This is a genomic window from Salmonella sp. FC25216, from assembly GCF_057751355.1.
Genome location: NZ_JBDGON010000014.1, coordinates 20,259 through 40,101, shown reverse-complemented (window position 1 = coordinate 40,101; position 19,843 = coordinate 20,259). Strand labels below are relative to the sequence as shown.

Genomic DNA, 19,843 nt, shown 5'->3' with positions numbered 1-19,843 from the left:
AGCGCATCAACTTTCCAGCAAACGTTGCAGCAATGTTCCGTTGAGCATAGCGCGTTTAACTAAGGCAAATGCACCGATAGCGGAACGGTGATCGAGCGTGGAGCGTACCACCGGCAAATTTTTGCGAAATGCCTTCAACGCCTGCGTATTGATGCAGCTTTCAATAGCAGGCAACAGGACTTTATCGGCTTCAGTGATCTCGCCGGCAATGACGATTTTTTGCGGATTAAACAGGTTGATAGCAATGGCGATCGTTTTGCCCAAATGACGGCCGACATGCTCGATAACTTCCGAGGCCAGGCTGTCGCCCTTATTTGCCGCCTTACAGATAGTTTTAATCGTGCAGTCGTCAGGCGGAACACGGCTTTGATAGCCTTGTTTAAGCAAATTCAGCACCCGTTGTTCAATTGCCGCATTGGCGGCAATGGTTTCCAGGCAGCCAAAATTACCGCAGTGGCAGCGCTCGCCCAGCGGTTCCACCTGAATATGCCCAATTTCGCCGACGTTGCCGTTACGGCCAATGAAGATGCGCCCGTTGGAGATAATCCCGGCGCCTGTACCGCGATGGACGCGTACCAGAATGGAGTCCTCGCAATCCTGGCTGGCGCCAAAGTAGTGTTCCGCCAGCGCCAGGCTACGGATATCGTGCCCGACAAAACAGGTGACGTGAAACTGTTTTTCCAGCGCTTCGACCAGTCCCCAGTTTTCAACCTGAATGTGCGGCATGTAACGAATCACGCCGCTTTCCGGATCAACAAGCCCTGGCAGGATCACGGAAATAGCGATCAATTCGCGGATTTTACGCTGACAGCTATCAATAAAGACGGCGATAGTATTGAGCAGCGCGTGTTCCAGCGTCTGCTGGGTGCGCTCCGGCAGCGGATAATGCTCCTCAGCGACCACTTTACTGCTCAGATCGTAAAGCGTTAAGGTGGTATCATGACGCCCCAGGCGAACGCCAATGGCATGGAAGTTGCGGGTTTCCGTGACGATAGAGATAGCGCGGCGGCCTCCGGTGGAGGCCTGCTGATCGACTTCTTTGATCAGCCCGCGTTCAATGAGTTGACGCGTAATTTTCGTTACGCTGGCGGGAGCAAGCTGGCTTTGCTCGGCAATTTGTATGCGCGAGATAGGACCATGCTGGTCAATCAGGCGGTAAACGGCTGCGCTGTTAAGCTGTTTTACGAGATCAACATTACCTATCTGAGCTTGTCCGCCTGGTGTCATATTCTCACTTACTCAAGTCAAACGACCTCGTTACCATTAACGATGGTCTTGATAATTTTAAAATCGTGGGTGAACGCGGTCAGGTTCGCGACTTTACCGGGCGCAATGCTACCGAGATGCTTATCAACACCGATAGCGCGAGCCGGGTAGAGTGTTGCCATGCGCAGCACTTCATCCAAAGCGATGCCGCAATGCGCGACCAGGTTGCGTACGCCTTCAATCATGGTTAAGGAGGAACCGCTCAGCGTACCGTTTTCATCCACACACAGTCCATTGCGGTAGTATATTGTTTTACCTGCGAAAATGAACTGCTCAATGTTGGCCCCCGCCGGTGCGGTGGCGTCTGTCACCAGACAAAGTTTGTCGCCTTTCAGGCGCTTGGCATTGCGAATGTTGGCGTAGTCGACATGCAGACCATCGGCAATAACGCCGCAATAAATATCCGCTTCGTCCAGAATAGCGCCAGCAAGACCGGGCTCACGGCCTGTAATATATGGCATCGCGTTAAACAGGTGAGTCGCAAAGGTAATCCCGGCGCGGAAGCCCGCTTTTGCCTCTTTTAACGTCGCGTTGGAGTGGCCTGCGGAAACCACAATGCCTGCATTTGCCAGTTTAGCGATCACGTCAGCAGGAACCATTTCCGGCGCGAGTGTGACTTTGGTAATGACGTCGGCATTATCGCACAAGAAATCGACCAGCGCAGCGTCTGGTTTACGCACGAAATCAGGATTATGGGTGCCTTTTTTTACCAGATTAAGCCAGGGGCCTTCCAGGTGGAGCCCCAGCGCCTGGTGCGGATGTTTTTCCAGGTACTCGCGCATGACGCGAATGCCCTGTTTCATCAATTCGTCGCTGGTAGTGATAAGCGTTGGCAGAAAGTTAGTACAGCCCGATTTTTCATTGGCTTTCTGCATAATTTCCAGCGTTTCAACGCTGACAGCTTCTGCGGTATCGTTAAACTGCACGCCGCCGCAGCCGTTTAGCTGCACATCAATAAAACCGGGGGAGAGAATGGCCCCATTCAATGAGCGTTGTTCTATTCCCGGCGGCAGTTCGGCCATCGGACAAACGCGGTCAATCAGGCCATTAGCGACAACAAGCGCATGGTCATCAAGAATTTCGTGACCGGTATAGATCCGGCCCTGGGTTAAAGCATACATTCCGACCCCCGATATCAAAAATTTACCGCCCCGCGTTGACTGTTGGGGCGGAGACAACATTACAGACCTTTAATATTTTCTGCTTCTAATTCATTGAAGTATTTCAATGTTTTAACTTTAAGCTCCATTGTGGAGGGCTCATCGCATACCACAACCGCTTTCGGATGGAGTTGCAGGCAGCTAATGGTCCACATGTGGTTGACGTTGCCTTCAACCGCCGCTTGCAGCGCCTGGGCTTTCTGATGGCCCAGCACCAGAATCATGACTTCTTCCGCATCCAGCAGCGTGCCTACGCCTACCGTCAGCGCATATTTCGGCACCTGGTTTACGTCGCCGTCAAAGAAGCGGGAGTTCGCTACACGAGTATCATGGGTTAACGTTTTGATACGGGTACGGGAAGCCAACGAAGACGCCGGTTCGTTAAAGGCGATGTGACCGTCGTTGCCGACGCCGCCCATAAACAGATGGATTTTACCGTAAGAACGAATTTTTTCTTCATATTGACGGCATTCTGCATCAATATCCGGTGCATTACCGTTGAGAAGATTAATGTTTTCTGCTGGAATATCAACGTGATCGAAAAAATTACGATGCATAAAGCTGTGGTAGCTTTCCGGGTGCTCTTTCGGCAGACCGACATATTCGTCCATATTAAAGGTGACCACATGCTTAAAGCTGAGCTCGCCCGCTTTGTGCATCTCAACCAGCGCTTTATAGGCCGTCAGCGGCGTACCGCCGGTAGGCAGTCCCAGGACAAACGGACGATCGGCGGTCGGTTTGAACGCATTAATACGGTTAACGATATGGCGAGCGGCCCATTTGCCAACCTGTTCTGCGGTATTCAGGGGGATCAGTCTCATTCTTCACCTCAATAATCAATGTCAAAATTTGGCGGATCGTATTAAGCGTAACCTGGATATCCAGGGTTCGCGTTCAATCCGTCCTGATTTTTTGAATCATAAAATAAGTTTTCCGTGTTAGCCAGTGGATGGTAGGGGTGATTACGATATTTAGTGATTATAATCACAAAAAACACGCATTTAATTTGCGAGGCGAATTAATTTTTCACACACTCTGCAGGAGATGATCTCACCGTTCGATTACAGAACATCACGTTTTTAACGTTTGCAGCACAATAAAAAACGGCTTCAAAGAAGCCATATCGGCGTCTCGTAGGGGGAATAAGATGAATATTTTAGGTTTTTTCCAGCGGCTGGGTAGGGCGTTGCAGCTCCCTATCGCCGTGTTGCCGGTAGCAGCGTTGTTGCTGCGATTCGGCCAACCAGATTTGCTGAATATGCCGTTTATCGCACAAGCGGGCGGGTCTATTTTCGATAACCTGGCGCTGGTTTTCGCTATCGGCGTGGCATCCAGTTGGTCTAAAGATAGCGCGGGCGCGGCAGCGCTGGCGGGGGCCGTGGGTTACTTCGTCATGACCAAAGCGATGGTGACGATTAACCCGGAAATTAACATGGGCGTGCTGGCGGGGATTATTACCGGTCTGGTTGGCGGCGCGGTTTATAATCGCTGGTCTGGTATTAAACTGCCTGATTTTCTCAGTTTCTTCGGCGGAAAACGTTTTGTGCCGATCGCAACGGGCTTTTTCTGTCTGGTGCTGGCCGCTATTTTCGGTTACGTCTGGCCGCCGGTACAGCATGGCATCCATGCGGGCGGTGAATGGATTGTTTCTGCTGGCGCGCTGGGTTCCGGTATTTTTGGCTTCATCAACCGTCTGCTGATCCCAACCGGCTTACATCAGGTACTGAACACCATCGCCTGGTTCCAGATTGGCGAATTCACCAATGCCGCAGGCACCGTATTCCACGGTGACATCAACCGCTTCTATGCTGGCGACGGTACGGCGGGGATGTTTATGTCCGGCTTCTTCCCGATCATGATGTTTGGTCTGCCGGGTGCCGCTCTGGCGATGTATTTCGCCGCGCCGAAAGAACGTCGTCCGATGGTGGGCGGTATGCTGCTGTCTGTCGCGATCACCGCGTTTCTGACTGGCGTAACCGAGCCGCTGGAATTCCTGTTTATGTTCCTGGCGCCGCTGCTGTACCTCCTGCACGCCATTTTGACCGGTATCAGCCTGTTTGTCGCGACGCTGCTGGGTATCCATGCGGGCTTCTCTTTCTCGGCAGGTGCGATTGACTATGTACTGATGTATAACCTGCCAGCGGCCAGCAATAACGTCTGGATGTTGCTGGTGATGGGCGTTGTATTCTTTATCATCTACTTCCTGCTGTTCAGCGCGGTTATTCGTATGTTTAACCTGAAAACGCCGGGCCGCGAAGATAAAGTTGATGATATGGTAACGGAAGAAGCCAACAGCAACACTGAAGAAGGGTTAACGCAGTTGGCGACCAGCTATATCGCTGCGGTTGGCGGTACGGATAACCTGAAAGCGATCGATGCGTGTATTACCCGTCTGCGTCTGACCGTGAATGACTCTGCTCGCGTCAACGATGCGGCCTGCAAACGCCTCGGCGCTTCCGGTGTGGTGAAACTGAACAAACAGACCATTCAGGTTATTGTCGGCGCGAAAGCGGAATCGATTGGCGATGAAATGAAAAAAGTGGTGGCGCGGGGTCCGGTCGCGGCAGCGTCTGCTGATGCGGCTCACGTTGCAACACCTGCTCCGGCGCCCAAACCCCAGGCGGTGCCGAATGCGGTGACTATCGCTGAGCTGGTCTCTCCGATTACCGGTGAGGTAGTGTCGCTGGATCAGGTACCAGATGAAGCCTTCGCCAGTAAAGCGGTCGGTGACGGCGTGGCGGTGAAACCCACCGATAAAACTGTGGTTTCTCCGGCGGCGGGCACTATCGTGAAAATCTTCAACACTAACCACGCGTTCTGTCTGGAAACCGAAAAAGGCGCGGAGATCGTTGTCCATATGGGTATCGATACCGTCGCGCTGAACGGTCAGGGCTTCAAGCGTCTGGTAGAAGAGGGTGCAGAAGTAACGGCGGGTCAGCCGGTTCTGGAACTGGATCTGGACTTCCTGAATGCCAATGCGCGCTCCATGATAAGTCCGGTTGTTTGCAGCAATATCGATGACTTCAGCGGTCTGGTCATCAAAGCGGATGGTCACGTGGTGGCGGGTCAAACGCCACTGTACGAGATCAAGAGCAAATAATCGCTTCCTGGCCGGATAAGGCGTAAGACGCCATCCGGCGATATCACATAAAACATAAGCGGCAGAGGGAAACCTTCGCCGCTTTTTTTTACCGCAATTAGCCCCAATATTTTCTGCAAAGCCACTTTTTAAGTAACTAAAGGTTGTCAGTCTGTCCGGCTTATAAGATCATATGCCGTTATACGTTGTTTACGCTTTGAGGAATCCACGATGAGTGAGGCTGAAACCCGCCCGACTAACTTTATTCGTCAGATTATTGATGAAGATCTGGCGAGTGGTAAACATACCACTGTCCATACCCGTTTTCCGCCGGAGCCGAATGGCTATCTGCACATCGGCCACGCGAAATCTATCTGCCTGAACTTTGGCATCGCGCAAGATTATCAGGGCCAGTGCAACCTGCGTTTCGATGACACCAACCCGGTAAAAGAAGATATCGAGTACGTTGATTCGATCAAAAACGACGTCGAGTGGTTAGGCTTTCACTGGTCTGGCGATATTCGCTACTCCTCCGATTACTTTGACCAACTGCACGCCTATGCGGTCGAGCTCATCAATAAAGGCCTGGCCTACGTTGATGAGCTGACGCCGGAGCAGATCCGCGAATACCGCGGCACGCTGACCGCGCCGGGTAAAAACAGCCCGTTCCGCGATCGCAGCGTGGAAGAAAACCTTGCGCTATTTGAAAAAATGCGTACCGGCGGTTTTGAAGAGGGTAAAGCTTGTCTGCGTGCTAAAATCGACATGGCGTCGCCATTTATCGTGATGCGCGATCCGGTGCTGTATCGGATTAAATTCGCCGAGCACCATCAGACCGGCACGAAGTGGTGCATCTATCCGATGTATGACTTTACTCACTGCATCAGCGATGCGCTGGAAGGCATTACTCATTCTCTGTGTACGCTGGAGTTCCAGGACAACCGTCGTCTGTACGACTGGGTGCTGGACAACATCACCATTCCGGTTCACCCGCGCCAGTACGAATTCTCGCGTCTGAATCTGGAATACACCGTGATGTCCAAGCGTAAGCTGAACCTGCTGGTGACCGACAAACACGTAGAAGGCTGGGATGACCCGCGTATGCCGACCATCTCGGGTCTACGCCGTCGCGGCTATACGGCGGCCTCCATTCGGGAGTTCTGTAAACGCATTGGCGTCACCAAGCAGGACAACACCATTGAGATGGCGTCTCTTGAATCCTGCATTCGCGAAGATCTGAACGAAAACGCGCCGCGTGCGATGGCGGTGATCGATCCGGTAAAACTGGTTATCGAAAACTATCCGCAGGGTGAGAGCGAAATGGTTACCATGCCTAACCATCCGAATAAACCGGAGATGGGCAGTCGTGAAGTGCCGTTTAGCGGTGAGATCTGGATCGATCGCGCGGATTTCCGCGAAGAAGCTAACAAGCAGTACAAGCGTCTGGTGATGGGCAAAGAAGTGCGTCTGCGTAATGCCTACGTTATTAAAGCGGAGCGCGTAGAGAAGGATGGCGAAGGGAATATCACCACCATCTTCTGTACCTATGATGCCGATACGCTGAGTAAAGATCCGGCTGACGGACGTAAAGTGAAGGGCGTAATCCACTGGGTTAGCGCAGCTCATGCGCTGCCGATTGAAATTCGTCTCTACGATCGTCTGTTCAGCGTACCGAATCCGGGCGCCGCGGAGGACTTCCTGTCCGTTATCAACCCGGAATCATTAGTGATTAAGCAGGGTTATGGCGAGCCGTCGCTGAAAGAGGCGGTAGCAGGGAACGCTTTCCAGTTTGAGCGTGAAGGCTACTTCTGCCTCGACAGCCGCTATGCGACAGCCGATAAGCTGGTCTTTAATCGCACCGTGGGCCTGCGTGATACGTGGGCGAAAGCGGGCGAATAAGCGCAGCGCCATCAGGCAAACGCTGTAAAAAATACCTTGCCAACGCCGCATTCTGCGGCGTTTTTTCTCTGTATTTCTCAGTGGCTTCTCTTTTTTGTGAAGCGAATTAATTATTCTTCGAAAGTTATTATTCTGATAAATGCTTCTTAAGCTAAATGTTATTAGCATCAGGTCAACAGGAGACAATTATTTTCATTCGTATGGAAAATAAGTCAATTTTCTTTCTGACAGTCTGCTTTCCCCACCTGGAGTTGAATGTAACAGAAAGCGATAAAATATGTGCGGTTGCTCATATTATTACATACTGGTTACAGAAAGAGATTGATAATTCGCATCGCGAAAAATAGTCTGTTTAACGTAGTTAATGAGGTTTCTCAGCACTACTTTTTATTTTTATTTTTTCGCTGTTCGCTTTTGTCGACAGCAATTTATACGTCAAAGAGGATTAACTTATGCGTACGTTTAGTGGCAAACGTAGTACGCTGGCTCTGGCTATCGCCGGTATCACAGCAATGTCGGGGTGGATCGTTGTTCCGCAGGCGCAAGCCTCCGGCTTTTTCGACGATTCCACGTTAACGGGCGGCATCTATTATTGGCAGCGTGAACGCGATCGTAAAGATGTGACCGATGGCGATAAATATAAAACAAACCTTTCTCATGCGACCTGGAACGCTAACCTGGATTTTCAGTCTGGTTACGCCGCGGATATGTTCGGTCTGGATATCGCGGCGTTTACCGCGATTGAAATGGCGGAAAACGGCGACAGCGGTCATCCAAACGAAATTGCTTTCTCGAAAAAGAATAAAGGCTACGACGAAGACTATTCCGGCGATAAGAGCGGTATCAGTCTTTATAAAGCCGCCGCGAAATTTAAATATGGCCCGGTCTGGGCGCGCGCCGGTTATATTCAGCCTACCGGACAGACGCTGTTAGCGCCGCACTGGAGTTTTATGCCGGGTACCTATCAGGGAGCGGAGGCCGGCGCAAGTTTTGACTATGGCGATGCGGGCGCGTTAAGTTTCTCCTACATGTGGACTAACGAATATAAAGCGCCGTGGCATACCGAAATGGATAAGTTTTATCAGGCGGATAAAAAAACTAATGTGGATTATCTCCACTCTATCGGCGCGAAGTACGACTTCAAAAATGACCTGGTGCTGGAAGCGGCGTTTGGTCAGTCCGAAGGCTATGTTGATCAATATTTCGCGAAGGCCAGTTATAAATTTGATTTAGGCGGCAATCCGTTCACTACCAGTTACCAGTTCTACGGCGCGCGCGACAAAGTAGATGATCGCAGCGCGAATGATATTTACGACGGTACGGCCTGGCTGCAGGCGCTAACCTTCGGCTACAAAGTCGCGGAAGTGGTTGACCTGCGTCTGGAAGGCACCTGGGTGAAAGCGGACGGTCAGCAGGGCTATTTCCTGCAACGTATGACGCCAACCTACGCTTCTTCAAACGGTCGTTTGGATATCTGGTGGGATAACCGTTCCGACTTTAACGCTAATGGCGAAAAGGCGGTTTTCTTCGGTGCGATGTATGACCTGAAAAACTGGGACCTGCCAGGATGGGCTGTGGGCGCGTCTTACGTTTACGCCTGGGATGCCAAACCGGCAACCTGGCAAAGTAATCCGGATGCTTACTACGACAAAAACCGCACTATCGAAGAGTCCTCATACAGTCTGGATGCGGTCTATACCCTGCAGGAGGGGCGCGCCAAAGGCACCATGTTCAAACTGCACTTCACTGAATACGACAACCACTCCAATATTCCAAGCTGGGGCGGTGGTTACGGCAACATCTTTCAGGATGAGCGTGACGTGAAATTTATCGTTATTGCGCCATTCACTATTTTCTGATGTCAGATGTGGCAGGCTGCAGGTCTGCCGCGCTGTTGAGGAACGACCTATGAAAAAAATTTTACTCATCGCCAGCATGACCGCCGGTTTGACGGCCTGTGCGTCATCAACCACGCCGGAAGAAGATAGCCGCCTGAAAGAGGCGTACAGCGCCTGTATCAATACCGCACAGGGCTCGCCTGAGAAGGTAGAGGCCTGCCAAAACGTGCTGAATGTGCTTAAAAAAGACCGCAAACACCAGCAATTTGCTAATGAAGAAAGCGTACGGGTTCTGGACTATCAGCAGTGCATTCAGGCGACGCGTATGGGTAACGATCAGGTGATTACGGCTGACTGCGATAAGGTCTGGCAGGAAATTCGCAGCCATAATAGCGCGCGATAAAGCTTTTTATTGCTGCCCCCGGACGGGGCATTTCCCGTCCGGGGCTTTTTCAGGCTTTATTTTCTGCCGCGATATAGCCGCGACTCAGACGCACAAACAGCATCGCCGTCGCGGCAAGTCCACATAACGCCGCGCACATCAGCCACCAGCCGGGCGAGCTTTTATCGCCGGTTAATTTTACCAGCGCGGTAGAAATGGCCGGCGTCAGGCCGCCAAAAATCGCCGTCGCCAGGCTAAAGGCCAGCGAGAAACCGACGGTACGCACATAGACTGGCATCACTTCGGTTAACGCCGCGACCATTGCGCCGTTATACATGCCAAAAAAGAAAGAGAACCACAGCAGTACCAGCGTCATGCGGGTAAAGTCGGGCGCGGCGGTCAGCCATTGCATGACAGGCCAGGTGGTGATCAGCGCCAGTAAAGTAATGCCCATTAACACGGCGCGACGGCCAATCCGGTCGGAAATCGCGCCACCAATGGGTAACCAGATAAAATTGGACACGCCCACCAGCATGGTGACGATCAAACTGTCCCGCGCGCTGAGATTAAGCACGGTTCTGCCATAGGTCGGCGTATAAACGGTGATAAAATAAAACGTTGTGGTGGTCATCGCTACCAGCAGCGTTCCGGCCGTAATAATGCGCCAGTTTTTGGCGATAGTAGCAAAGATTTCCCTGGTGTCGGGGCGATGCTTGCGTTGTAAAAACGCCTCTGTTTCTTGTAATGAACGACGTAAAACAAAAATCAGCGGAATGATCATACAGCCGATAAAGAACGGAATTCGCCAGCCCCATTCCGATATCGCGTCGTGTCCCAGCGTGAGATTCAGGCTATAACCAATCAACGCGGCAACAACGATCGCGACCTGCTGACTGGCGGATTGCCAACTGGTATAAAATCCTTTATTGCCTGGCGTTGCGATTTCGGACAGATAGACCGAAACGCCGCCTAACTCAACGCCTGCAGAAAATCCTTGTAATAACCGGCCCAGCAGCACCAACGCAGGTGCCGCCAGGCCGATCGTTTGGTAGCCGGGGACGAGGGCGATGAGCAACGTACCGCAGCCCATAATCGCCAGTGTCACCATCAGCCCTTTACGACGTCCGATTCTGTCAATATAGGCGCCAAGCACAATCGCGCCGATGGGGCGCATTAAAAAACCGGAGCCAAAGACGGCAAAGGTCAACATTAATGAGGCAAATTCGCTTTCCGCCGGAAAAAACGTTCTGGCGATATAGGTGGCGTAAAATCCGAACAAGAAAAAATCAAACTGTTCAAGAAAATTGCCGCTTGTCACGCGCAGTATTGCGCCGAACGTGCCGGCGCGCGATGTTGCAGGTGTGTGTTGTGCCATAGGGTTTGCTCTCCACTGTCTTTATTGTTTTATGGGTAAGATGCTGCGGGTCAGTTGCCTGTATCCCCCGCATGTTTTCCGCGTCGCCTCTCAACTGCCCATTTGAGTAAGGCCGCGCAGCGGAAAAATCCGTGGGCGAATTTTCCGTAGGGAAGGGTGAGAAAGAGTGCCATCACCACGCCTAAATGGAGCGCCAGCAGTATGCCCATTCCGCTGGTGTCTCTGCCTGCCAGCAGCGCCAGCCCGGTAAGACTGGTTAAGAACAGAAGCAGAATAAAGCCGCGATCCATTGGTTTCTGGCGCGCATCGCCATGTAACGGCGACCGCCGCAGATTGAGCCATAGTAGCCCCGCTGGGCCGATAAGCAGACCGATACCGCCCAGCGTGCCAAGCATGACCGGCAGGCTAAAGAACGGGTAGGGCGCTTCCCAACCGGCGACGTAGTGATAGCCCGTCGCCACGACTGTGGCGGCAAAACAGAGCATAAAACCGTAAAAGGTAAAGTGATGAAAGCGACGGCGTAGCAGCGTGAACGCATCATCCGCTTCGTTACAGCCTTTGCCGTGTCCACCATCGAGATATTTCAGCGTTAACGCATTGTGCGAAGCTTCCGCAATCTCCGCCGAACGCGGTACGCCCGGCGAGATCTCACGCCAGAAGCGGATTAGGCCCACCATAAGCAAACCGATTGCCAGCACAAAAACTGAGCCAAACATCCATGCCAGCAGGCTATGCGGAAAAATTTGATAGAAGTCACCGGCCAACGGCGGATGAATTAGCGACCCTTTCAGCGCCATCGCCAGTAATAAAAAGAGCGTCAGACCGACTATCAGCGCCAGCGCGACGGTGATCCCCGCCCGACGGTATAACGCGCCAAAAGCGGCAGGCTGGGCATACTGTTGATATGTTTCCAGGCGGACTTGCGCCATCGCTTTCGGCACGTTAATGGCAAATTCATGGGGCGGTGCGTACTGGCACGCGTGCAGGCAGGCGCCGCAGTTATGACATAAATTCGCCAGATAATGAACATCGGCTTTACCGAATTCGAGTCGCTGGGTCATCGCCGGAAATACCGCGCAAAATCCTTCGCAGTAGCGACACGCGTTACACACTTGCATGACGCGTTCGACCTCAGCTTCCGGTTCGGTAAGTACGGTGGTCTCAATGATTAATTTTTCAAGCTGTTTCATGATGCGCCTCCTTGTGCGCCGCGCGGGCGGCTTCTATCCCCGCAATGCGGCCAAAGGTTGTGCCGATAGACATGCCTACGCCTGCGGTATACCCCTTGCCCAGTACATTTCCTGCCATCATCTCGCCGGCAACAAACAGGTTGCGGCTTGGATGACCGGCAAAATGTACGGCGGCACGTTCATTGACTTTCAGGCCCAGGTAGGTAAAAGTGATTCCGGGTCGCAGCGCATAACCGTAGTAGGGCGGTGCATCAAGCGGGCGCGCCCAGTGGGTTTTCGCCGGCGTCAGGTTTTTGGTGGCGCAGTTATCAAGCAAGGTATGATCAAAATGACCGGGTTGGCAGGCCTGGTTATACTGCGTGACGGTGCGGGTAAATTTTTCCGCGTCCAGCCCCAACTGGCAGGCCAATTCAGCCAGCGTATTGGCCTGCGCGCCAGGAAAAACCGGCGGCATAAAGTGGCCGATGGCTTTGCTGTCAATAATCGAATAGCCAATTTGTCCTGGCTGTTGAGCAACCAGACGCCCCCAAATGGCGTAACGCTTCGGCCAGAAATCTTCGCCTTCATCATAAAAACGTTCGGCGTCGCGATTCACGACAATACCCAGCGATACGCAATCAACGCGAGTACAAATACCGCCGTCGTACAGCGGCGCCCTGGCATCAATCGCTACGCAGTGCGACTGGGACGGATCGCCAATGATATCCGCGCCGGCATCCATCATAAATTTGAGCAATACGCCCTGGTTAAAACGCGTGCCACGAATCAGAAAATTATCCGCGGGCCATTCGCCGCGCGCGTTTTCTCCCCAGGCCTTCCGCAGCCATTCACGATTTGATTCGAAACCGCCAGCCGCCAGTACGCAGGCTTTGGCAGTAATACGTTCGTTGCCCGCCAGCGCTGCTACGAATTCGCCGTCATGAAGTTCAAGCGCATGAACCGGCGTGTTATAACGAATCTGCACGCCCAGCCGTTCGGCGCTACGGTAATAGGCATTGACGAGCGCTTTCCCACCGCCCATAAAAAATGCATTAGTGCGCGCGACGTGGAGCGCCCCCGATAGCGGCGGTTGAAAGTTAACGCCATGTTTGCGCATCCAGTCGCGGCATTGCGAAGAGGTGCGAATGACCAACCGCGCCAGCGCTTCTTTGGTGTTGCCGTCGGTGACGCGCCACAGATCCTGCCAGAACTCCTCTTCAGGATAGCGTTCCACCAGCACATCCTGCGGCGCATCATGCATACAACGCAGGTTTCGTGTATGCTGAGAGTTTCCGCCGCGCCATTCCCGCGGGGCAGCCTCCAGCAGCAGAACCGATGCGCCCGCTTCCCGTGCGGTCAGGGCGGCGCATAATGCGGCATTGCCTCCGCCTATCACCAGTACATCAACCATCTTATGCTCCCGTACCATTTAACTATTTGTTAAATTTGTAATTAAAATGTATACGGATAAATAAGCGGCGCGCTATCAGGTAGCGCTAAACAGGGGTTTAGTAAGCGTAAAGGGTAGCACCTGGCCATTCGCCAGCGTCGACTAACTGACGCATGACTTTGGTGAGTACCACTCTGGCGGCAAGACCGGCGGGCGTCAGCTCATCATCCGACAGGCTGACTAAAAAGTTGGGGCGGCTGAGTATCGGATTATGGACGCCGATCACGCGTAGCGCGTCGTTATCCAGATGAGAAATCGCCGCGCCGGGCTGTAACGTGGCGCCAAGGCCGTCGCGCACGGCGCGCATCAACAACGCCAGGCCGTCAATTTCCGCAACGATATCAACGTTAAGCGCATGTTCCTGGCATACAGCGTCCAGCCTGCCGCGCAGTCCGTGTCCCTGGCTCGGCATAATGAGCGGAATGTCTGCCAGTTGTTCAGGCGTGATCGGGTTATCAGGAAGCGCCGCCAGCAGGGCATGGGAGCCAATCAGAAAAAGCTGTTCTTCAAGGATCGGTCTGGCGCTCCAGCGCAGGATTTTATCTTTTTGAAAGACAACGGCTAAATCAATCTGGCGGGTATTAATCATTCTTTCCAGATTACCGGACAAGCTTTCCACCACATGCAGTCGGACATCGGCATAGTTTTCCTGCATGGCATGGATAAAAGGTATACCCAGTATGGAGGCGGTACTGGGGGCCATTCCTACGCTCACATGACCGGAAAGACGTGCTTCTCTTGCGGCGAGAATCGCGTCGTCGGCATGACGCAGGGCGAGTTGTGCCTGTGAATAAAAGGCCAGCCCGGCGTTGGTCGGCGTTACGCCGCGCGAGGTGCGCTGCAACAGACGGATGGCAAGCTCGTTTTCCAGACGGGACATCTGCTGGCTTAAGGCTGAAACGCCAATATCAAGATCCTGCGCGGCGCTACCCATACTGCCGGTTTCAATAATACGCACGAAATAGCGTAACTGGCGAAGCTCCATTCCTGCTCTCCTGAGATGCGATAGCGGTTTTTTTACATTAAATCAACATCAAGCAGCAGGAAAGAGGAGGATATAAAAAAGCCAACCGGGCGGTTGGCTCTTCGAAAGATTTATACTTATTTGGTCGCGTCATCGTGCGCGTGCTCGTCTTCGCGGCAGTCGCCTTCAGCGCAGTGGCCGTAAAGATAGAGGCTGTGATTAGTTAAACGAATACCGTGTCTCGCCGCAATTTCACGCTGGCGCGCTTCAATAGAATCATCACTAAATTCAATCACTTTTCCACAGTCAAGGCAGATAAGATGATCGTGATGATGCTGTTGCGTCAGTTCAAAAACGGATTTACCGCCTTCAAAATTATGGCGGGTCACGATACCGGCATCGTCAAACTGGTTCAGCACACGGTACACGGTTGCCAGACCGATTTCTTCACCCATGTCGATCAGGCGTTTGTATAAATCTTCCGCACTGACGTGATGGTTATCTGGTTCCTGAAGAACTTCCAGAATTTTTAAACGAGGAAGCGTTACTTTCAGGCCAGCCTTCTTTAATGCGGTATTGTTGTCAGTCATGCGGAATCTGTCCTGTTGCTAAACGATTCACTTCATTAGAGAAGTGACAGAAATTGCACTCAAGATAATGCGTATCATTATAGGACTGCCATGCCGAAATGAAAACCGCAAGTCTCTCGCAGATGTTAATAAAACTGTGGTTTTGCCTGCAAATTCTGGCGCCACCTGATTACACCCGGACATTGTACAGGGATGGGTGTGAAAGTTACAAATTTGTAGCAATTATTTTGATTGGTCTTGTCTATTGATGCGGCGCAGACGTAATGCTGCGCCGCATAAGATTAGGCGTTGAGGATGTCGTCGAGGTGCAATTCAGCCGAAATTTGCTTGACCCATTTTTCAACACGCTCGGCGGTCAGTTCAGGCTGACGGTCTTCGTCAATCGCCAGGCCGACAAAATGATCGTCATCAGCCAGACCCTTAGAGGCTTCAAAATGATAGCCTGCGGTTGGCCAGTGACCCACAATCGTGGCGCCGCGCGGCTCAATAATGTCGCGAATAGTGCCCAGCGCATCACAGAAGTATTCCGCGTAGTCTTCCTGATCGCCACAGCCAAACAGCGCCACCAGCTTACCGTTAAAGTCAATCTCTTCGAGAGTCGGGAAGAAGTCATCCCAGTCACATTGTGCTTCGCCATAGTACCAGGTTGGGATGCCCAGCAGCAGAATGTCATACCCTTCCAGGTCTTCTTTACTGCTTTTTGCAATGTCATGCACATCGGCAACGTCTTTACCAAGCTGTTTTTGAATCATTTTTGCGATATTTTCGGTATTACCGGTGTCGCTGCCGAAAAAGATGCCAGTGATTGCCATGAGTAAAATAACCTCTTGAAACTTATTGAAATGGTGGTGGCGAATTGCCCACGGATAAGGGCAATCATAGCAGAACAGGCAGATATGCGGAAACAGCAATCACGCGGGACTGCACGCTCTGCTACACGAAATATGAAACAAAACTTGTTTTCAGACTAAACCCTGGCCGCGCAGCGCCATAAGCTGCTTCATTAACATTTCTTCAATGAGCTCGCTGCGGCTAATGTTGCGCGCTTCGGCCAGTTCATTCAGCGCGTCAACAGCTTGTGCGTTGAGTTTTAATTCGACACGCTTGAGGCCACGAACTTTGTCGCGTTTTAACTGGTTACGCTTATTGATGCGTAACTGTTCATCGCGCGAAAGCGGATTCGTTTTAGGTCGTCCCGGGCGACGCTCGTGCGCGAACAGATCTAATGTCGTACGGTCCGTTTGTTCTTTGGCCATGATTTTGGTGACTTCGGGGGAAACAATCAGCCAGGCTTATGCCCGGATGGATAGCGCGCCATCATACATCAGCGAGGAAGCGACGCCAACGCCCGCGCGCGTAATCGCGCACAGGCGATGAGTTTTTAATCAGTTAGCGCTTATCGTGCAGATAACGGCGGATGGCGCGCAGAACCGCCTCTGGTTTTTCGGCATGTACCCAGTGGCCCGCGCCGGCTATCACATGCGCGCGCGCCAAAGGGAATTGCGCCAGCAGCGCGTCGCGGTACGCTTCGGTCACGTACGGCGAGTTACCGCCTGGAATAAACAGCGCCGGATGTTCCCAGGCCGGAATGGTTTCCCAGCCGACGATATACGGATACTGCTCCCATAATACCGGAACATTAAAACGCCATTCGCCTTCAGCCCAGGATTTTAACAGAAACTGGATCACGCCTTCTTCGTTAAGATGCTGGCGCATAATACCTGCCGCCTGTTGGCGGGATGTAGCGTCGGATTCGCTTACGGCGTTAATGGCCGCGAAAATGCGATCGTGGCGGCGAACGTGATAATCCACGGGGGCGATATCAATCGCGACCAGACGATCGATGCGATCGGGCGCCAGCGCCGTCAGCGCCATTACCGCTTTTCCGCCCATGGAATGACCAATAAAAGTCGCTTTCTCGATCTGCTGCGCGTCAAGCGTATCCAGCAGATCCTGGGCCATTGCCGGATAATCCATGACCGGATCGCGCGGCGATAAACCATGATTGCGCATATCGACCTGAATAATGTCGTGATCGGTCACCAGATCGCGCGCCAGTACGCCGAGGTTGTCCAGGCTGCCAAACAGGCCATGAACGAGAACGATGGGGGAATTATTGTGCAGGTTTTGTGCAGATTGCGCTCGGATATTTAATTTCATGGCAAAGTTCTTTTTTTCGCTCTGTCGGGTTAGGGTATTATGTTGACCATTCTGCCACTGGGCTGCAACCTCTAAGGTTTACTCCGAGTTTTTTTGTCAGCCGGGCTTAACGCTATCCGCTGTTGGGATTTGTTCCTATAATCCCAATGACTTGTATTCAGCAAAGACATCGCACTGGATTAAGATGAAAACGATTGAAGTTGATGATGAACTCTATAGCTATATTGCCAGCCACACCAAGCATATCGGCGAGAGCGCATCCGACATTTTACGGCGTATGTTGAAGTTTTCCGCCTCTACACAGCCAACTGCTTCGGCACCGAAAGGGACGCCTGCGGCGCAACCCGTCGCAGAAGCGAAACCGGTCAATCCGGTAAAAGACAAAGTTCGCGCGATGCGTGAGTTGCTGCTGTCTGACGAATATGCCGAGCAGAAAAAAGCGGTCAATCGCTTTATGCTGATTCTGACTACACTCTATTCACTGGATCACCACGCGTTTGCGGAGGCGACGGAGTCGTTGCATGGCCGCACGCGCGTCTATTTTGCGGCGGATGAACAAACGCTGCTGAAAAATGGGAATCAAACTAAACCTAAGCACGTTCCCGGCACGCCGTATTGGGTGATCACCAACACCAACACCGGCCGTAAATGCAGCATGATCGAACATATCATGCAGTCAATGCAATTCCCGGCGGAATTGATTGAAAAGGTTTGCGGAACAATTTAATCCTTGCATTAGAAGGACCAGGCAATGGCAATCCACAACCGCGCAGGACAACCCGCGCAACAAAGTGATTTGATTAACGTCGCCCAACTGACGGCGCAGTATTATGTACTGAAACCGGAGGCAGGGAATGCAGAACATGCCGTGAAATTTGGCACCTCCGGCCATCGCGGCAGCGCAGGTCGTCACAGTTTCAACGAACCGCATATTCTGGCAATCGCCCAGGCGATTGCTGAGGAGCGGACGAAGAACGGCATTACCGGCCCCTGCTATGTGGGGAAAGACACCCATGCGCTCTCGGAACCGGCCTTCATTTCCGTGCTGGAAGTGCTGGCGGCAAACGGCGTAGACGTTATCGTGCAGGAAAATAATGGCTTCACGCCAACGCCTGCCGTGTCAAATGCTATCCTGGTCCATAACAAAAAAGGCGGCCCGCTGGCAGACGGTATTGTGATTACGCCGTCGCATAACCCGCCGGAAGATGGCGGTATTAAATATAATCCGCCTAACGGCGGCCCGGCGGATACCAACGTCACTAAAGTGGTAGAAGATCGCGCCAATGCGCTGCTGGCGGACGGTCTGCAAGGCGTTAAGCGCATCTCTCTGGATGCGGCAATGGCTTCGGGCCACGTTAAAGCGGTAGATCTGGTACAGCCATTTGTCGAAGGGCTGGCGGATATCGTTGATATGGCGGCGATTCAGAAAGCCGGTCTGACGTTGGGCGTTGATCCACTGGGCGGCTCCGGTATCGAATACTGGAAACGTATCGCTGAGCATTACAAACTTAACCTGACGTTAGTTAACGATCAGGTTGATCAAACTTTCCGCTTTATGCACCTTGATAAAGATGGCGCGATCCGCATGGATTGCTCCTCCGAATGCGCGATGGCGGGTCTGCTGGCGCTGCGTGACAAGTTTGACCTGGCCTTCGCCAACGACCCGGACTACGACCGTCATGGCATCGTGACGCCTGCGGGGCTGATGAACCCGAACCATTATCTGGCGGTCGCCATCAACTATCTGTTCCAGCATCGTCCGCAGTGGGGCAAAGACGTGGCCGTCGGTAAAACGCTGGTCTCTTCCGCGATGATTGACCGCGTGGTGAATGATTTGGGACGCAAGCTGGTGGAAGTGCCGGTAGGCTTCAAATGGTTTGTTGACGGTTTGTTCGACGGCAGCTTCGGTTTCGGCGGGGAAGAAAGCGCGGGCGCTTCGTTCCTGCGTTTCGACGGTACGCCGTGGTCTACCGATAAAGACGGTATCATTATGTGCCTGCTGGCGGCGGAAATCACCGCTGTTACCGGGAAAAACCCGCAAGAGCATTACAATGAACTGGCAGCGCGTTTTGGCGCGCCGAGCTATAACCGTCTGCAGGCGGCAGCGACATCGGCCCAGAAAGCGGCATTGTCTAAACTGTCTCCGGAAATGGTGAGCGCCAGCACGCTGGCAGGCGACCCGATCACCGCGCGTCTTACCGCAGCGCCGGGTAATGGCGCATCGATTGGCGGCCTGAAGGTAATGACCGACAACGGCTGGTTCGCCGCGCGTCCATCCGGTACGGAAGACGCTTACAAGATCTATTGCGAAAGCTTCCTGGGGGAAGAACACCGCAAGCAAATTGAGAAAGAAGCCGTTGAAATCGTTAGCGAAGTATTGAAAAACGCCTGATGGGTGATACTGAAGAAAAAGGAGCCGTAAGGCTCCTTTTTTGTATTAACGTCTATTTGCCTGATAGCGCTGTGCTTATCAGGCCTATAAATCGCCCCCAGGCCGGATAAAGCGCTTGT

16 protein-coding genes and 2 pseudogenes are annotated in these 19,843 nt (G+C 52.6%); 6 read left to right on the top strand and 12 right to left on the bottom strand.

Translation table 11 applies throughout. The features are described from left to right. Nucleotides 1-6: 6 nt before the first annotated feature. From nagC to nagB, 3 genes and pseudogenes are all read right to left on the bottom strand, one after another. Nucleotides 7-1,227: a DNA-binding transcriptional regulator NagC gene (nagC, locus tag AC3G3F_RS21150; protein WP_023248889.1), complete on the bottom strand. Its 1,221-nt coding sequence runs from the start codon at nt 1,225-1,227 to the stop codon at nt 7-9. A gap of 4 nt (nt 1,228-1,231) precedes the next feature. Further along, nucleotides 1,232-2,387 (bottom strand): annotated as a pseudogene (gene nagA, locus AC3G3F_RS21145) (N-acetylglucosamine-6-phosphate deacetylase). Nucleotides 2,388-2,446: 59 nt separating this feature from the next. Then, nucleotides 2,447-3,247: a glucosamine-6-phosphate deaminase gene (gene nagB / locus AC3G3F_RS21140; RefSeq protein ID WP_488395711.1), complete on the bottom strand. Its 801-nt coding sequence runs from the start codon at nt 3,245-3,247 to the stop codon at nt 2,447-2,449. A gap of 326 nt (nt 3,248-3,573) precedes the next feature. Here nagB and nagE point away from each other — a divergent pair, with 326 nt between their 5' ends. The 4 genes from nagE to chiQ all read left to right on the top strand — a co-directional run bounded on the left by nagE (nt 3,574) and on the right by chiQ (nt 9,645). Next, nucleotides 3,574-5,526 carry a PTS N-acetyl glucosamine transporter subunit IIABC gene (nagE, locus tag AC3G3F_RS21135; RefSeq protein WP_079814192.1) on the top strand — a complete coding sequence of 651 codons (1,953 nt, stop codon included), beginning with the start codon at nt 3,574-3,576 and terminating at the stop codon, nt 5,524-5,526. A gap of 210 nt (nt 5,527-5,736) precedes the next feature. Further along, the gene (glnS, locus tag AC3G3F_RS21130; RefSeq protein WP_488395709.1) at nt 5,737-7,404 is read left to right on the top strand and encodes a glutamine--tRNA ligase; all 1,668 of its coding nucleotides are present in this window, start codon (nt 5,737-5,739) and stop codon (nt 7,402-7,404) included. Between the two features lie 452 nt (nt 7,405-7,856). Continuing rightward, on the top strand, nt 7,857-9,263 hold the full coding sequence (gene chiP, locus AC3G3F_RS21125; RefSeq protein ID WP_001258799.1) for a chitoporin ChiP: 1,407 nt from the start codon (nt 7,857-7,859) through the stop codon (nt 9,261-9,263). A 49-nt stretch (nt 9,264-9,312) separates the two neighbouring features. Further along, nucleotides 9,313-9,645 carry a ChiQ/YbfN family lipoprotein gene (chiQ, locus tag AC3G3F_RS21120; RefSeq protein ID WP_070801456.1) on the top strand — a complete coding sequence of 111 codons (333 nt, stop codon included), beginning with the start codon at nt 9,313-9,315 and terminating at the stop codon, nt 9,643-9,645. A 49-nt stretch (nt 9,646-9,694) separates the two neighbouring features. Here the strand turns inward: chiQ and tcuC are convergent, their stop codons facing one another. The 9 genes and pseudogenes from tcuC to ybfF all read right to left on the bottom strand — a co-directional run bounded on the left by tcuC (nt 9,695) and on the right by ybfF (nt 17,332). Next, complete coding sequence (gene tcuC / locus AC3G3F_RS21115) at nt 9,695-10,999, bottom strand: tricarballylate/proton symporter TcuC (RefSeq protein WP_023248882.1); 1,305 nt, start codon at nt 10,997-10,999, stop codon at nt 9,695-9,697. Nucleotides 11,000-11,049: 50 nt separating this feature from the next. After that, nucleotides 11,050-12,189, bottom strand: a complete 1,140-nt coding sequence (gene tcuB, locus AC3G3F_RS21110) for a tricarballylate utilization protein TcuB (protein ID WP_023248881.1) — start codon at nt 12,187-12,189, stop codon at nt 11,050-11,052. Beyond that, entirely contained in the window at nt 12,176-13,579 is a 1,404-nt protein-coding gene (gene tcuA / locus AC3G3F_RS21105; protein ID WP_488395707.1) for an FAD-dependent tricarballylate dehydrogenase TcuA, read from the bottom strand. Before tcuA ends, tcuB begins: the two co-directional genes overlap by 14 nt. A gap of 97 nt (nt 13,580-13,676) precedes the next feature. Continuing rightward, complete coding sequence (gene tcuR, locus AC3G3F_RS21100; RefSeq protein WP_053529330.1) at nt 13,677-14,603, bottom strand: tricarballylate utilization LysR family transcriptional regulator TcuR; 927 nt, start codon at nt 14,601-14,603, stop codon at nt 13,677-13,679. A 116-nt stretch (nt 14,604-14,719) separates the two neighbouring features. Further along, nucleotides 14,720-15,172, bottom strand: a complete 453-nt coding sequence (fur, locus tag AC3G3F_RS21095) for a ferric iron uptake transcriptional regulator (protein ID WP_023248877.1) — start codon at nt 15,170-15,172, stop codon at nt 14,720-14,722. Next, nucleotides 15,165-15,250 (bottom strand): annotated as a pseudogene (locus tag AC3G3F_RS21090) (fur leader peptide). Before AC3G3F_RS21090 ends, fur begins: the two are co-directional and overlap by 8 nt. Nucleotides 15,251-15,453: 203 nt before the next feature. Further along, nucleotides 15,454-15,984, bottom strand: coding sequence for a flavodoxin FldA (gene fldA / locus AC3G3F_RS21085; RefSeq protein ID WP_001018620.1), 531 nt, complete (start codon nt 15,982-15,984; stop codon nt 15,454-15,456). Nucleotides 15,985-16,134: 150 nt separating this feature from the next. Next, entirely contained in the window at nt 16,135-16,428 is a 294-nt protein-coding gene (gene ybfE / locus AC3G3F_RS21080) for a LexA regulated protein (protein ID WP_023248876.1), read from the bottom strand. Between the two features lie 133 nt (nt 16,429-16,561). Continuing rightward, nucleotides 16,562-17,332: an esterase gene (gene ybfF, locus AC3G3F_RS21075; protein WP_088734212.1), complete on the bottom strand. Its 771-nt coding sequence runs from the start codon at nt 17,330-17,332 to the stop codon at nt 16,562-16,564. Between the two features lie 184 nt (nt 17,333-17,516). On the opposite strand from ybfF, the gene seqA reads away from it, so the two are divergent. Beyond that, on the top strand, nt 17,517-18,059 hold the full coding sequence (seqA, locus tag AC3G3F_RS21070; RefSeq protein ID WP_023248874.1) for a replication initiation negative regulator SeqA: 543 nt from the start codon (nt 17,517-17,519) through the stop codon (nt 18,057-18,059). Nucleotides 18,060-18,083: 24 nt separating this feature from the next. After that, a complete protein-coding gene (gene pgm / locus AC3G3F_RS21065) occupies nt 18,084-19,724 on the top strand; it encodes a phosphoglucomutase (alpha-D-glucose-1,6-bisphosphate-dependent) (RefSeq protein ID WP_023248873.1) in 1,641 nt (546 codons plus the stop codon). Nucleotides 19,725-19,843 lie beyond the last annotated feature (119 nt).

Coding starts and splice junctions, on each gene's coding strand:
- nagC (WP_023248889.1), bottom strand. CDS start 1,227: ATGACACCAGGCGGACAAGCTCAGATAGGTAATGTTGATCTCGTAAAA.
- nagB (WP_488395711.1), bottom strand. CDS start 3,247: ATGAGACTGATCCCCCTGAATACCGCAGAACAGGTTGGCAAATGGGCC.
- nagE (WP_079814192.1), top strand. CDS start 3,574: ATGAATATTTTAGGTTTTTTCCAGCGGCTGGGTAGGGCGTTGCAGCTC.
- glnS (WP_488395709.1), top strand. CDS start 5,737: ATGAGTGAGGCTGAAACCCGCCCGACTAACTTTATTCGTCAGATTATT.
- chiP (WP_001258799.1), top strand. CDS start 7,857: ATGCGTACGTTTAGTGGCAAACGTAGTACGCTGGCTCTGGCTATCGCC.
- chiQ (WP_070801456.1), top strand. CDS start 9,313: ATGAAAAAAATTTTACTCATCGCCAGCATGACCGCCGGTTTGACGGCC.
- tcuC (WP_023248882.1), bottom strand. CDS start 10,999: ATGGCACAACACACACCTGCAACATCGCGCGCCGGCACGTTCGGCGCA.
- tcuB (WP_023248881.1), bottom strand. CDS start 12,189: ATGAAACAGCTTGAAAAATTAATCATTGAGACCACCGTACTTACCGAA.
- tcuA (WP_488395707.1), bottom strand. CDS start 13,579: ATGGTTGATGTACTGGTGATAGGCGGAGGCAATGCCGCATTATGCGCC.
- tcuR (WP_053529330.1), bottom strand. CDS start 14,603: ATGGAGCTTCGCCAGTTACGCTATTTCGTGCGTATTATTGAAACCGGC.
- fur (WP_023248877.1), bottom strand. CDS start 15,172: ATGACTGACAACAATACCGCATTAAAGAAGGCTGGCCTGAAAGTAACG.
- fldA (WP_001018620.1), bottom strand. CDS start 15,984: ATGGCAATCACTGGCATCTTTTTCGGCAGCGACACCGGTAATACCGAA.
- ybfE (WP_023248876.1), bottom strand. CDS start 16,428: ATGGCCAAAGAACAAACGGACCGTACGACATTAGATCTGTTCGCGCAC.
- ybfF (WP_088734212.1), bottom strand. CDS start 17,332: ATGAAATTAAATATCCGAGCGCAATCTGCACAAAACCTGCACAATAAT.
- seqA (WP_023248874.1), top strand. CDS start 17,517: ATGAAAACGATTGAAGTTGATGATGAACTCTATAGCTATATTGCCAGC.
- pgm (WP_023248873.1), top strand. CDS start 18,084: ATGGCAATCCACAACCGCGCAGGACAACCCGCGCAACAAAGTGATTTG.